The following is a 12,397-nucleotide window of genomic DNA, read 5'->3' as shown; positions in this document are numbered from 1 at the left end:
CCATTTAAATATTTAAAATTATAACCTGAAGCTAGATATACTAGTGAGAAAACAAGATCTGATAAAAGAACACTAATAAGTAATATTAATATAAGTTTGAAAAAAATTCTTAATTTATTCTTTGATGGTTGGAACATAATAATTCCTCCAATGTAGTAAATAATTAAGGCTTTTTCATTTGTCTTCTGATACGTTTGGCGTCAAGTGAGATGACATTTCGTCTTTACTTTTATCCAGAGTATCTTTCAATTTTAGTAGCTGGATATATTTCTCAAGCTCTTTTTTGCTTTCCGGACTAAGATTATCTATGTTAGTAATAAGTTCTTGCGAATGAATTTTGTTATTTGTAGTTTCTTTTTTTGAATCTGAGTGGCCCAATAGATAGTCTATGGTTACATCAAAAAATGACGCCAAACCCTTAAGAACCTGAATACTAGGTTCTAAATTTCCATTTTCATATTTTGAAATATTTGATTTGGTTTGTCCAATTATTTTTCCAAGTTGTTCTTGAGTTAAATTATGATATTCTCTTAACTCTTTAATTCGCAAGTTAATCACCACCAACTTTGATTATATAGTATCCAAAAAGGAAAATACATATATATTCCAAATTGGAAACTTTTAGTGTTTTAGTTGTTGACAATTTCCAAAACAGATACTATAATGTTTATATAAAGGTTTCCAAAAAAGAAACACAAGAGAGGTGATGACTTTGTTTAATAAATTAAGAGATATTAGGAAAGAGAAAAAAATATCGGCTGTAAAATTGGCTAATATGCTGGGATTGGAGACGAAAACAGCATATTATAAAAAAGAAAATGGAACAGTTAAATTCTCTTTGGAAAAGGCTAGAACTCTATCGTTATATTTTAAAAAATCAATAGAATGTCTATTTTATGAAGAATGCAATTCTGAAATAGATACTAAACGTGATGACGCTCTGGAGGAAGCTATATGAATATTAATCAAATTAAAAACATTTACCTGGCAAACGGCCTGGATGAATTCAAGATAAGAAGTCATTCGGATATAAACTCAGTTTACGGAATAGATGATAACATGAATCTTGACAGTTGGTAAAGTTGGATGAAAATTAATAGAATGGTGGTGACTGATAGTAATGGTTTTAAAAACAATAAGAAAAAAAGAAGATTTAACTCAAAAGAGCATAGCCGACAAGGCTGGAATTACTGAAAGCTTTTATAGCCTAATTGAAAATGGGTTAAGACGTCCATCACCAGACACCGCAAAGCGAATTGCAAAAGCTTTAAATTTCAATAAATATGGATACGATTGGACTAATTTTTATTCAACTTCCGATTCCCAAAAAGATAATGAGGAATGTAAAGCATATCGGACAGCCAGTGCTAAATAGATTTGTAACAAGGAGGAGTACATATGGCGGATACAGTGATAATAAAACCTGATATTACCCCTGAAGAGAAATTGAAGAGACTAAATAATACTGCAGATGTACTTACCAGGGTTACAGGGCTTAAATGCCAATACATAGGCACTGACAAAGAACTACATAATCGGAAACCGGCTAAAAAGAAAAAAGCATTATGATTTTCAATACAAAAGATGGGAGGTGGGGTCATGGAGCTTTATACCATCGGACAAATAGCACAAGTCTTTATTCTTGGCAATATATTAGGGTTTTTTATAGGTGGACTGCTGATATCAAAACTTAAATCATCAAAAGTTTTTTGCTTAAGACCTGTACAACGAAAAATACCCAGTGCTCGCAACACTGAGTATCCGATAGTTTCTGGTAAAAACTATAAGTTGTTTAGGTGCCATCTCAAAGGCAGCCTTTATGTATTCATTATAGGGCGTTTTCCTCTAAATTGCAATAGCAATTTATGAAAATGAAAAAAGCGGCGCACACCTGTCCAAACACTTGCTGTGCTGCCGCTTACCCAATGAACCTTGACAATATAAATATGTCATCAAATATATTGTATCGGTGCTTTCAGCGTCCGTCAACAGCAAAGGAAATAAAGCTGGGGAAATCCGGCTTTTGAGTTAAATGTGAGATGGATCAAGCGCTTATGCACACGACAGCAAAATAAAGTAGGGCATATGGAGATGTGTACTTATTACAGGACAAGCTGTGTATTATTGACTAAAGAGTATTGCATATATGTTGTTCTATATCTGTATCTGCGATACACAATAAATTAAACAGGTAATATACCGGCACGGCGAGTTTTGTGAAGACCGGAGCAAGAGCTGCGAGGAAAGGACACATAAGCGAATTTTTATATCGACAAACTTCAATTTTACAGTAGACCATATGCTGGAACCGTTTCCTCCGGATATGGCTCCAGCATATGGATGTATTGTAAACGTCAAAACATAACTTTTAAGAGATTAAAGAGGAGGGATATTCTTGGATATGAGTAACTTTGAATTAAACGATGTTTTTAGATATTGGGATGAAGCAGATGGTGATGGTGGCCCGGAAACATTTTACACGGATAAGGCAGAGTTTATTCAGGAAATTATTTGGGACATGTACTCAAAATTTAGAGATGAACACAGCATGAGACTTTTGATGAGTATGGAAATCAGTCTGATGGATAGTCTGAAAAAATACAATATTACAAAGAAAACCTCTGTCAGGAAAAGTTGGACATGTCCTGTATGTGAAGGCTTAGGCTTCCTTCTGGTCAATGAGATATGCGGAGATTCGGTGTTTACTTACTCATCAAAATGTACGTGTGAGGATGGAAGAGCCTCGGGGTGGATCCAGTACAGAAAACAGTACCGCAAAAGAAAAATGTTTAACGGGATAGCTGCTCTTCAGGGAGAAGAGCCTCCGGAAGAAAATTTGCGTCCGGAGGACTAGCCGCAACGAATGATATAATTGTAGGGAGGTTGATTTCTGTGACATTTGGAGGCATAAAAACTTATCATTTGATCCACCTGGATTTTAGTACAAGAGAATATTTTATATTTGAATACCGGAAGGATAGGAGATTCACCGCCAGGCAGGCGTGGTTATTTATAAGAAACAATACTCCGGTTTCAAATGGTAAATTAAAGCCTGGTGACACTATAGAAAAATATTTTTATATTGTTGATGAAAATGGTTTTAATCTGAAACACTGTGACCGGTATATGACTTTTATGGGCTTTAAATAGAAAGTTGGAGGTATGATATGAAGTATACGGAATTTTGCTCCAGGTGGGCAAATTTTTTTCTTTTCGGGAAACTAACCTTTTGGTTTCAGCTTGTTTTCCTTGGCTATTACTCCTGTCAAACGTATATAAAATACATAAGCGAGTTTGGACTTAAGGGAATGGGCCAGGCAGTCAGGTTATTTCTTATTTTATTTGTAGTCTTGGAAATCGGTATGTTTTGTACCAGGTATTTGTTTTCACGAACCTGTCCCAATGCAGCTGCAGTATTAAAGAATATACCTTATGATATTGGATTATTAATTACCTACATAGGGTACTTGATGTATCCCGTTTATTTTATAAACAGTAATTTTGTTGTGTACCTGACTCCTATGTTATGTACTTTTCTTTTATTAGTGTCTAAGCGGTTGGCCATTAAAGCACGGCCATAGCCATTCTTTTTATATATCGGATTATGTAGCGGAAATTTTATTTTGTGGGAGGTTAAGAAATGGGTAAGGTGATAGCGATAGCAAATCAAAAGGGTGGGGTCGGAAAGACCACAACAGCTTCAAATTTGGGGGACGGACTCGCTCAAAAAGGAAAGAAGGTGCTTAAGGTGGACATGGATCCGCAGGGGAACCTGACCACCAGCGCCGGAATAGAGACCGAAATCGAGGACCGGAAAAATAACATGTATACACTTTCTGATGTCATGTTGGAGAAAATTAATAATGACAGGCTTTTGGACAGAAACGAATTTATAGTAAGCAAGAGCCTTACAGATATAATACCGGCCGATATGTCATTATCAGGAGTCGAGCTTGCACTTGTCAATACCATGTCCCGTGAGTATGTTCTGAAGGAGATCCTGGATAATATAAAAGCTTCCTATGATTATATTCTTATCGACTGCTGCCCCAGCTTGGGAATGTTGACCGTCAATAGTCTAACAGCGGCAGACAGTGTAATAATTCCCGTTCAGGCGGAATTTTTAAGCTTAAAGGGCTTGGAACTCCTTATCGGGACAATAGCAAGGCTCAAGAGACAGATAAACAAGTCGCTTGAGATTGAAGGTATTCTTATTACGATGTATAATAAGCAGACAAATCTATCACGGCAGATAAAGGAAATTCTTGAACATAATTATGGTCAAAGTATAAAGATATTCAAAACCCCCGTGCCTAAATCAATCAAGGTAGCCGAAGCTCCTATAGAAGGATTGAGTATTCTTGAGTATTCTCCCGGTAATGTTGTGGCAAATGCATATAGGAATTTGACGGAGGAGCTTTTACATGCCTAAATTTGATTTGGCTTCCAAGGTGAACAGTTATAAAGGTTTAAACGAATTGCTGGGAGTAGATCCCGAGTCGGAGATTCAATATCTTGATCCATTGGACTTGAATGATTTTCCAGAACATCCATTTAAACCGCATAGAGGGGACAAGTTTGGCAAGCTGGTGGAAAGCATTAAATTATTGGGAATCATCAGTCCCATAATTGTCAGAAAAGACGGTTCACAGACCTTGTCAGGCCACAACAGAAAGAATGCTGCAATTGCAGCCGGTTTGACAAAGGTTCCCTGTATAGTAAAGAATGTTGATTATGATACAGCGGCTATAATTGTTGTTGATAGTAATTTTCAGCAGAGGGATGATCTGCTGGTAAGTGAAAAGGCTTATGGCTACAAAATGAAATTGGAGGCCATGCAGCGAAAAGGAAAGCACGACGACTCGGTTGGACTCAAGAGCCGGGATATAGTCGGACAGGAGTACGGGGATTCCGGGTCACAGGTTCAGAGATATCTGAGGATGACTTGTCTTATAGAAGCTCTGCTTGATTTGGTTGATGAAGCTAAAATAGCTTTTAACGTTGCTGTTGAAATCAGCTATTTAAACAAAGACGAACAGGAACTTCTTTCAATATTTATAAAGGATAACGACATAAATATCAAGATGTCCCAGGCGGCCGAATTGAAATACTACAGTAAAAACGGAAAGCTTGATATTGTTCAGATGAAAAAAATACTTGTTTCGCAGGTGCCCGATAAACCTGCCTTTTATAAACTCCCCGCCAATAGTTTTTCAAAGTATTTTGACAAGGATGCAGATGAAAAACAGGTTCTGGATGTTATAGAAAAGGCCCTTCGGCAGTACTTTACGAAATAAATGACTATGCTCAGAGAGGCTGGTGCAAAATGACCGGAAGAACACATTATAAACTTGGCATTATGTATTACATTATTTTTTCCATACTTCCGCTTATGTCGGCAGTTCCGCTGCTTCAAGGCAATAGCAGAATAACTCTGGCCTCGGTGGGAGCTGCAGCTCTTGGAGCTCTGATTGTGGATTCGGACACTGAAAGAAGTTTGATCAGCCGGGTTAATCCCGTTGCCTATGGTACCAATAAAGTGGTATCTACGGTTGAAATGTTATTTAACAGGATTCTGAAGCTTGTCATAGGAACTGTTGCAGGTTATCTGATCCTTTCCAACCTGTCAAGGATAACTGAAATATTTGGATCGGGTGATAAAACATATTATATAGCTTACTTTATAGCATTTACATGTATATTTGCCGGTGTTACAAGTGAAAGGTTTATACAAAGGCTACCGGTCATTTCCATATTATATAATGTATGTTCTTCGGCCATCGGTGTACTATCGTCGGTGGTTAAAAGCTTCCTGGTTTTTATATGCTATATTGCAGCCGCGGCAGGTATTGTCATATATAATGTCAGACATGGCAACCAGGTAGTGCCTTATATCATTGCTGTCATAATTTTAGGTACCGTTTTACTTCCTCACCGGACATTCCTTCACTCCATAGAGGGATTTATTCTTTATTCGGTTATTGCAAAATACATATTTGGTATGATCCATTTTCCGCAGCTGGCTGATGCATTTATCATAGGTTATTTCAGCCATGTTTACCTGGCCGACATATTAACGAATAACGGGGTACCTGTTTCGGTGCTTCCAACCGTACTCAAAAAAGCCGGTGTGCATGACAGGCTGGCAAGGTTTTCTGTATATAGAGCTATTAATAAGATTTTAAGTACAAAATTGTCTTTTTCGGTTATGAGCACCGGTACATCGTCCGGAAATATCTTTGAACGTATTTACTGCTCGATATTATTTATTTTGGCGGCAATACTGATTTTAAACAAATACAACCTATTAAATTTCTCGTTGGTGTAGTTAAAAAAGGTATCAGTTTTTAGTGGTAACCCTACATAAAAATACTCATTAAAAAATTACCACAGGGATCCGACAGGCTGATGTGCAGTTGTCTGTTGGGATTTCCTGTTTTTTTAGCATCCAGGTTACCACAGCTGGAATAAGAGAATAGATGTATGATTTAAGTGGTAACTTTAATCATACATCTATTCTCGAGGAGGCTATAAATAAATGATGCGGCAGCGAATTTATTTATAGCCGGATCAGTCATTCGTTGTCAGACTAGAATCGGGCCAAGGAGGTACAGGGTGAAAATCACGGAGGTTATGGTCACATTTGAAGCAACGGTCAGCTATCTGCTGAAAGTACCTTCAAGCGGTAGAAAGATATATATAGAAAAAGGTGAATATATTCTGTTCAAGCCGCAGGCTTTCAGGGCAACCCTGGCCAAGTTTGTTCCCGGAAGTAATAAATATAACAAAAAGGTTGATGAATACCTGAATATTTACAAGATACTGGGGTTTATCGCAACCGATAAGGACCGGACAAGATATACAAAGACGCAAAAGATAGATGACAGAGTAATGAAAGTAGTTGCGGTAAAGAGGAAGCCTTACGAGCTTTTATTGAACCTTGGAAAAGAGGATGAAAATAAATGTGGTATATAGATATTAAAGCCTACGACCTGGCATTAAATAATCTGGTGGAGAAGAATGAGATAACCGGGGATACAGCAGCCAAATATCTATCCTGTATCAGGCAAATATATAACCATATGGGAGAAAGGGTTGATATTAAGACATTGAATTCCTTTTTTATTGATAAGCTTAATGATGACAGGCAATTCTCGCAATTTTTATCGGCTGTCAGAAAGTATGAAACATGTGTTTTAAAACAGGCCGGAGCAATTTTAAATGGGCAGCCGTACATGGAATTGGTACATCATTTTAAAGAGATCTCTCATAAAGAAACAGCAGCCGGGTCCGGTGTGACAAATGAGACTATTTTCAAAAAAATCAACGCCATAAGGAATGAAAAGCTGAAATTAGCTTTCAGACTCCAATACAGAAGTGGATTAAGGGTAAAAGAGATATCAGAGCTGACAAAGGATGATATCTCTTTTTATAATGACGGTAAAATCAAAATACATGTTAAATGCGGCAAGGGAGGGCAGGCAAGAAGTGTTAATGTCCAGGCTGATAAATACCTGTATGATCACCTGAAGGAATTTACCGTAAAATCGGAAGGCGGGAGGCTTTTTTACAGCAGGTCATACCTGAAACAGAAAGCTGCCGAATACGGGTTTGAATCCCATGACCTGAGGAGAATTAATGCAAAAAACCGTTTGCAGTGTGAAATGTCCGGAGGGAAAAAGCTGCGGGAAGCTAAAAAAGTGGTTCAGAAGGAATTTGGACATAAAACAATAGCCACAACAGAAATATATTTGAAGGAGTGATATAAGTGCCGGCTTCGGGTGATAAGCAGCTGGAAATGCTGGGTGATTTTATTGTCGGTTTCATAAAAGGCATATTTAACTTTTTAAAGGATATCCTTGTCGGTATCAGAAAGTTACCGGAGAAGTATAGTAATTTTATTTTTCTTGGAATTCATGCAGCCATAGGTGCTGCTGTTTTTTATCTGAAAGACGGTATCGTTATACAATTTCCTGCACAATACAGAAGAGCAGCTGATATCATTCTTTATTTTCCTCTTGGACTACCTTTATTATATCTATATTGGAAAGGCCAGGACTACAGAAATTTTATAAATACCTTTGATAACAAGTTTGAATCCATCGGGTTTTATGACAAGGGTAAACTGAAGACGAGAGATCTGAAGGGGGAATGGCGGGAAAGCAAAGGCTACCCCAGGTTCATTGGGGAAAAGAAGGAAGGAAAGAAGACCATATATTCATTTAAAAGTAATATCCCTCTGTCGGAATGGAAAAACAGATGTCTGGATATTGAAACAGTAATGGATTGCAATATTATCAAAATGGAACACACAAAGGCATCCAAGCAGATAATCAATTTGCATGCGATACCCACAAACCAGGGATTAATGGATTTCATTCCATGGTCTGATAGTTATATAAATGAAAAGGACTTTGAGCTGGTTGTTGGAATTGCGATGCTGGAGGATGTTGTATTTGATTTGAATAAAGTGCCTCATGCCTTGATTGCCGGGGTCACCGGCTCAGGCAAATCAGTTTTATTGCGTTGTATGCTCTGGCAATGTATTAAAAAGGGTGCGAAACCTTACATGATAGATTTCAAAGGCGGTGTTGAGTTCGGTATTGAATATGAGAAATTCGGCGAAGTAGTGACCGAACGTCAGAGAGCTCTTGAGATTTTAAAGGAACTGGTTGCAGAAAATACCGCCAGATTGAATAAATTCAGGGAGATGGGTGTAAAGAATCTTCCGGAATATAATGAGATAGCCGAAAAGAAGCTATGCAGAATAGTTATAATTTGTGATGAAATAGCCGAAATGCTTGATAAAACCGGTCTGGGGAAAGCAGATAAAAAGATTTATGAGGAAGTTGAAAAGGAGCTGTCCACACTTGCCAGACTATCCAGAGCCACAGGCATAAACATGCTTCTGGCTACCCAGCGCCCTGATGCAAAGGTTATACCGGGACAGATCAAGAATAATCTTCCCATAAGAATTTCAGGGAGGATGGTAGATCCCCAGGCGTCGGAAATGGTATTGGGCAATACAAAAGCTACCGATATGGATGAGACCCGGGGTAGGTTTATGTATTCCATCGGAGCGGATACCTTCGAGTTCCAGGCTTATGCTTTCGACGACAGGTTCTTAAAAAAAGGTGATTATGAGCAAGGCAGCATGCTCACAGCGGGTGAGGATATTTCTGTGGAAGCCGATGAAAAGACTTATGTTACATATGATTTTCCGGACTATTCTGATCAGCCTGAGAAATTTGAAATCAATAACACATGTGAAGAAGAGCTTGCTGATGATCAGGAGCTTGAAGGATTCTGATGATTATTTAATAAAGAAGGTGATTTCTATTAAAGTATGGGAACATAATGAATTAGCTCAGGACTTGGCAAATATTAAACAAACCAATTTTCTTGATGTGCATTTAGGCAGTTTATATTTAAATGACCATGGGGTTCAAAGAGCAGATGTTATTGCGGTAAAACCTTCATACTCACGATTTTGTGTAACAATTTATGAAATAAAAGTGTCCAGATCGGATTTTTTCAGTGATATTAGAAGCGAAAAGTGGAAGGGATATTTAAAGCACTGTCATAGATTTTATTTTGCAGTGCCGGCAGGAATGGTAAAAAAGGATGAAGTTCCTCCGGAAGCGGGGTTGATTTATAGGGCTGAGAACGGTTGGAACACTCAGAGAGCTCCTGGAGTGAGAAACATTCAAATTCCGCAGGAAACTTTATTATCCTTGCTGTTTTGCAGAGAAAGGCCTCAATTTTATGAGCATAAGAGAGAACGGTTGTGGCAGGTGTATGATTACAGCAAGCGGGAAGAAACTTATAAAATGCTTGGCAGAGAAGTTGGGGAAGCTTTACGTAATTTGGATGAATATAAAAGAAAGAAAGTTTCATATGAAAATCTATCAAAAAGAATCAGGGAAGACATTATATCGGTTTTAGGGACTGAGATAGCAGATGCAGATTTACCTGAATATGACCTTCGGGATTTGGTCAGGCAGATTTTGGATAAGTCGAAAAGATTGCGCTTATACCGAGATGAGAAAGGAGCGAGGGCAAAATGATTTTAAATATCAAACTTAAAGGTGGCATGGCCTTGCCGGTAAAAGCCCATAGAGTACTGGCGGGAAGATATCCGAAACTTGAATTATATGCACATTTCGGAGTAAATGAAGGGGAAAAGCAGTATCAAAAAAACACATACTGTATATCTGATAAAAATGGGCTGGCTATCGCAAAATTTAATTATTTTACTTTGAAAGATGTAATTAAGCATGTTATAGAAAGAATTGATTTTCATGGTGAGGATAAGGTGGCATTACAAGTTAAGCTTTGTGAGTTAAGACTGAATAGTACATGAATCTATAAATTGCTTGACTAGCTAATATATTAATTATAATATTTGGTAATAGTATGAAAAAGATTTAGTGAGGTTCTCAAAATGATAGTTAAACAACATTTGGACAGGATAATGGAAAACTTGTTTATACAACCGGTTGGTAATGGTTATATAGACTGTATTTGTCCCAATAAAAGCATTAATAGATTTATTGACGAAATGGATAAAATTGGAATTATTATAACAGAGTTCACATGGTGGTGCTTTGTTGATGAAGGACATGAGCCATGTGGAATGGGAGGTCCAATTAATAAATATGGCTCAGGTTGGTTTAGTGAAATAGGTATGGAATCAACGTGTAAGTTTTCTAATAATAAAGAGTTAAAAAAGTATTTACTTTATATTTATCCTCAGAGTAATGAATATAAGGAGTGCTATACACCGGCATTTTGGTTAGATGTACCTGAAGACTGGGAAAATCCATATCAAGAATCCACTAAGAAAGTGAACATCGAAATTGAGTAGTGACGTAAGATGTGAAACCTGATGTGGTAATCTTTCAATATAGTATTATTTGTAATGAATTGCTTTTAAGGCTACCTGACTCAGCTAAATACATTAAGCCATATTACATAATTTTTGCAGGTATTTATCCTTCACTAATGATTTTTATAGGAATCCAGGTTAAGAGGTTTTTTGTTATGAAAAAAGCGGTAAAAATCGAGGAATAAGCTGAATTTTAAAAACTTAACTGCTTTTATTACGTGTTTAGGAGTTAATTATGAGAAGACTGGGAATACAAGATTTTTTAATATTTGCTTTAGTTTTGGTGCTTATGACTGGAAGCAAGCAGGATGCCTTTGTAAAAGCTCAGCTTGAGTTCAATAATGAGTATTTTGAATTGTGTGATAGCGTTATAACTGATACAAGGGAAATCAGCCGGGAAAAAGTATATGAGATGGCTCAGAAATTACAATCAGATGATTGTGCTCAAAAATTAAAAAAATTGAAAGAGTTACTTATTGTTATGGAGCAAAATCAAAACATAAAAGATAGTTATTCATTTTCGTATGGAGTATCATATAGTGAGTACGATGACATTGTGATGATAAAAGAATCTTATAAAATATGGGATAAATTATCAGATGATCAAAGGACAGATATTGCCAGGAAATACGGAATTATTGTTACTACGTATAGCATGGAAAAGGATGACCGAATAAAAAAATAGCAGATAATAAATTTATTCTATAACCATTTTGTAAACTTAATAGTGCGGCAGGGATTTATTCTTGACAAAACTACATTCCCAAAATAATATCATATATAGTAACTTCATAGACAATTTTTGGATGACTATCAAAGTCATCGATAAGAGGACTTATATGAAATCTAATGTAATATATAGAGTAAAAGTATTTGGAACGAGCATAATTATAGCTTTAATAATGTTATTCTTTATTATGAATATAATTTTTAGTTATAGATCATACAGTTTTCTTTATAGTAATTATACAAGAGTTTTTTTGGAAGTTACTCAAAGTATAGAAGAATCTGACACTCACGACTTAATGAATCCTTCTGAAACAATTACTGAAACCCAAATGAAGAATTTACTGAAAGAATTTGGATTTATTGAGGAATCAAATATTTCTAAAGTGAAGGAACTTTCTGAAATTTTAATAACAATGAATGAAAAAAACACTAGAATACTCTCGAAAAGTAATTGGTAATTTCGAGAAAAACCAATACTTCACTCCATTTTCTTTGTGAAATGGAGCTATTTGTAGAAAAAGCATTGTACCTTGAGAAATTAATAGTTGTGTAATTTTGAGCCCAGATTTTTTGGGACAGCAAATAAACCTTTGAAATTCAAAGATTTTTAAATGCTGTTTGAAAAGTTCTTGTACTATTGCAATAGACTCAGAATACTAAAGGATTTGTGTTTGATCCAAGCATCCAGATGTATATTAGCAGCAGCGAAAGTGGCTCTTGCAAAACGGTGCTTTGAGCTCCTTGTTTTACCAGCTTCGATGTCATAGTCCACAAGAATTC

Annotated in this window: 18 protein-coding genes; 17 read left to right on the top strand and 1 reads right to left on the bottom strand. The window is 36.5% G+C overall.

The genetic code is table 11. From position 1 onward, the window contains the following. Positions 1-174: 174 nt before the first annotated feature. Positions 175-549: a helix-turn-helix domain-containing protein gene (locus T344_RS28670; protein ID WP_051572026.1), complete on the bottom strand. Its 375-nt coding sequence runs from the start codon at positions 547-549 to the stop codon at positions 175-177. 163 nt (positions 550-712) lie between these two features. On the opposite strand from T344_RS28670, the gene T344_RS0118420 reads away from it, so the two are divergent. The 17 genes from T344_RS0118420 (at position 713) to T344_RS0118330 (ending at position 12,075) form a co-directional block, all read left to right on the top strand. Next, positions 713-958, top strand: a complete 246-nt coding sequence (locus tag T344_RS0118420) for a helix-turn-helix transcriptional regulator (protein ID WP_027629925.1) — start codon at positions 713-715, stop codon at positions 956-958. Continuing rightward, complete coding sequence (locus tag T344_RS31760; RefSeq protein WP_278246164.1) at positions 955-1,080, top strand: hypothetical protein; 126 nt, start codon at positions 955-957, stop codon at positions 1,078-1,080. Before T344_RS0118420 ends, T344_RS31760 begins: the two co-directional genes overlap by 4 nt. A gap of 40 nt (positions 1,081-1,120) precedes the next feature. Continuing rightward, positions 1,121-1,375: a helix-turn-helix domain-containing protein gene (locus T344_RS0118410; RefSeq protein ID WP_034862168.1), complete on the top strand. Its 255-nt coding sequence runs from the start codon at positions 1,121-1,123 to the stop codon at positions 1,373-1,375. Positions 1,376-1,398: 23 nt separating this feature from the next. Continuing rightward, on the top strand, positions 1,399-1,569 hold the full coding sequence (locus T344_RS31275; protein WP_169738706.1) for a hypothetical protein: 171 nt from the start codon (positions 1,399-1,401) through the stop codon (positions 1,567-1,569). Positions 1,570-2,401: 832 nt separating this feature from the next. Next, complete coding sequence (locus T344_RS0118395) at positions 2,402-2,854, top strand: hypothetical protein (protein ID WP_154669459.1); 453 nt, start codon at positions 2,402-2,404, stop codon at positions 2,852-2,854. A 38-nt stretch (positions 2,855-2,892) separates the two neighbouring features. After that, a complete protein-coding gene (locus tag T344_RS0118390; RefSeq protein WP_027629922.1) occupies positions 2,893-3,150 on the top strand; it encodes a hypothetical protein in 258 nt (85 codons plus the stop codon). Between the two features lie 490 nt (positions 3,151-3,640). Next, a complete protein-coding gene (locus tag T344_RS0118380) occupies positions 3,641-4,432 on the top strand; it encodes a ParA family protein (protein ID WP_027629920.1) in 792 nt (263 codons plus the stop codon). Continuing rightward, complete coding sequence (locus tag T344_RS0118375) at positions 4,425-5,297, top strand: ParB/RepB/Spo0J family partition protein (RefSeq protein WP_027629919.1); 873 nt, start codon at positions 4,425-4,427, stop codon at positions 5,295-5,297. The genes T344_RS0118380 and T344_RS0118375 overlap by 8 nt, the downstream gene beginning before the upstream one ends. A 29-nt stretch (positions 5,298-5,326) precedes the next feature. Continuing rightward, on the top strand, positions 5,327-6,328 hold the full coding sequence (locus T344_RS0118370) for a metal-dependent hydrolase (RefSeq protein ID WP_027629918.1): 1,002 nt from the start codon (positions 5,327-5,329) through the stop codon (positions 6,326-6,328). A 287-nt stretch (positions 6,329-6,615) separates the two neighbouring features. Beyond that, positions 6,616-6,975 carry a hypothetical protein gene (locus tag T344_RS0118365; protein ID WP_027629917.1) on the top strand — a complete coding sequence of 120 codons (360 nt, stop codon included), beginning with the start codon at positions 6,616-6,618 and terminating at the stop codon, positions 6,973-6,975. Beyond that, positions 6,963-7,763, top strand: coding sequence for a tyrosine-type recombinase/integrase (locus tag T344_RS0118360; RefSeq protein WP_027629916.1), 801 nt, complete (start codon positions 6,963-6,965; stop codon positions 7,761-7,763). The genes T344_RS0118365 and T344_RS0118360 overlap by 13 nt, the downstream gene beginning before the upstream one ends. Before the next feature lie 5 nt (positions 7,764-7,768). Next, the gene (locus T344_RS28660; RefSeq protein WP_084331273.1) at positions 7,769-9,310 is read left to right on the top strand and encodes an FtsK/SpoIIIE domain-containing protein; all 1,542 of its coding nucleotides are present in this window, start codon (positions 7,769-7,771) and stop codon (positions 9,308-9,310) included. Further along, complete coding sequence (locus tag T344_RS29955) at positions 9,297-10,067, top strand: MmcB family DNA repair protein (RefSeq protein WP_162178045.1); 771 nt, start codon at positions 9,297-9,299, stop codon at positions 10,065-10,067. The genes T344_RS28660 and T344_RS29955 overlap by 14 nt, the downstream gene beginning before the upstream one ends. After that, positions 10,064-10,363 (top strand): hypothetical protein, encoded by a 300-nt coding sequence (locus T344_RS0118345; RefSeq protein ID WP_027629915.1) that lies wholly within the window; start codon positions 10,064-10,066, stop codon positions 10,361-10,363. Before T344_RS29955 ends, T344_RS0118345 begins: the two co-directional genes overlap by 4 nt. 81 nt (positions 10,364-10,444) lie before the next feature. Further along, complete coding sequence (locus T344_RS0118340; protein ID WP_027629914.1) at positions 10,445-10,867, top strand: hypothetical protein; 423 nt, start codon at positions 10,445-10,447, stop codon at positions 10,865-10,867. A gap of 256 nt (positions 10,868-11,123) precedes the next feature. Further along, complete coding sequence (locus T344_RS0118335; RefSeq protein ID WP_027629913.1) at positions 11,124-11,573, top strand: hypothetical protein; 450 nt, start codon at positions 11,124-11,126, stop codon at positions 11,571-11,573. A 154-nt stretch (positions 11,574-11,727) separates the two neighbouring features. Next, a complete protein-coding gene (locus T344_RS0118330) occupies positions 11,728-12,075 on the top strand; it encodes a hypothetical protein (RefSeq protein WP_027629912.1) in 348 nt (115 codons plus the stop codon). Positions 12,076-12,397 lie beyond the last annotated feature (322 nt).

This window comes from Ruminiclostridium cellobioparum DSM 1351 = ATCC 15832 (assembly GCF_000621505.1).
In the GTDB taxonomy this organism is placed as follows: domain Bacteria; phylum Bacillota; class Clostridia; order Acetivibrionales; family DSM-1351; genus Ruminiclostridium; species Ruminiclostridium cellobioparum.
Note: the sequence above shows the minus strand (reverse complement) of the source record. Positions and strands in the feature narration are given on the sequence as shown.

Coding starts and splice junctions, on each gene's coding strand:
- T344_RS0118370 (WP_027629918.1), top strand. CDS start 5,327: ATGACCGGAAGAACACATTATAAACTTGGCATTATGTATTACATTATT.
- T344_RS31760 (WP_278246164.1), top strand. CDS start 955: ATGAATATTAATCAAATTAAAAACATTTACCTGGCAAACGGCCTGGAT.
- T344_RS0118345 (WP_027629915.1), top strand. CDS start 10,064: ATGATTTTAAATATCAAACTTAAAGGTGGCATGGCCTTGCCGGTAAAA.
- T344_RS0118330 (WP_027629912.1), top strand. CDS start 11,728: ATGAAATCTAATGTAATATATAGAGTAAAAGTATTTGGAACGAGCATA.
- T344_RS0118375 (WP_027629919.1), top strand. CDS start 4,425: ATGCCTAAATTTGATTTGGCTTCCAAGGTGAACAGTTATAAAGGTTTA.
- T344_RS0118410 (WP_034862168.1), top strand. CDS start 1,121: ATGGTTTTAAAAACAATAAGAAAAAAAGAAGATTTAACTCAAAAGAGC.
- T344_RS0118340 (WP_027629914.1), top strand. CDS start 10,445: ATGATAGTTAAACAACATTTGGACAGGATAATGGAAAACTTGTTTATA.
- T344_RS31275 (WP_169738706.1), top strand. CDS start 1,399: ATGGCGGATACAGTGATAATAAAACCTGATATTACCCCTGAAGAGAAA.
- T344_RS0118360 (WP_027629916.1), top strand. CDS start 6,963: ATGTGGTATATAGATATTAAAGCCTACGACCTGGCATTAAATAATCTG.
- T344_RS0118395 (WP_154669459.1), top strand. CDS start 2,402: ATGAGTAACTTTGAATTAAACGATGTTTTTAGATATTGGGATGAAGCA.
- T344_RS0118380 (WP_027629920.1), top strand. CDS start 3,641: ATGGGTAAGGTGATAGCGATAGCAAATCAAAAGGGTGGGGTCGGAAAG.
- T344_RS0118335 (WP_027629913.1), top strand. CDS start 11,124: ATGAGAAGACTGGGAATACAAGATTTTTTAATATTTGCTTTAGTTTTG.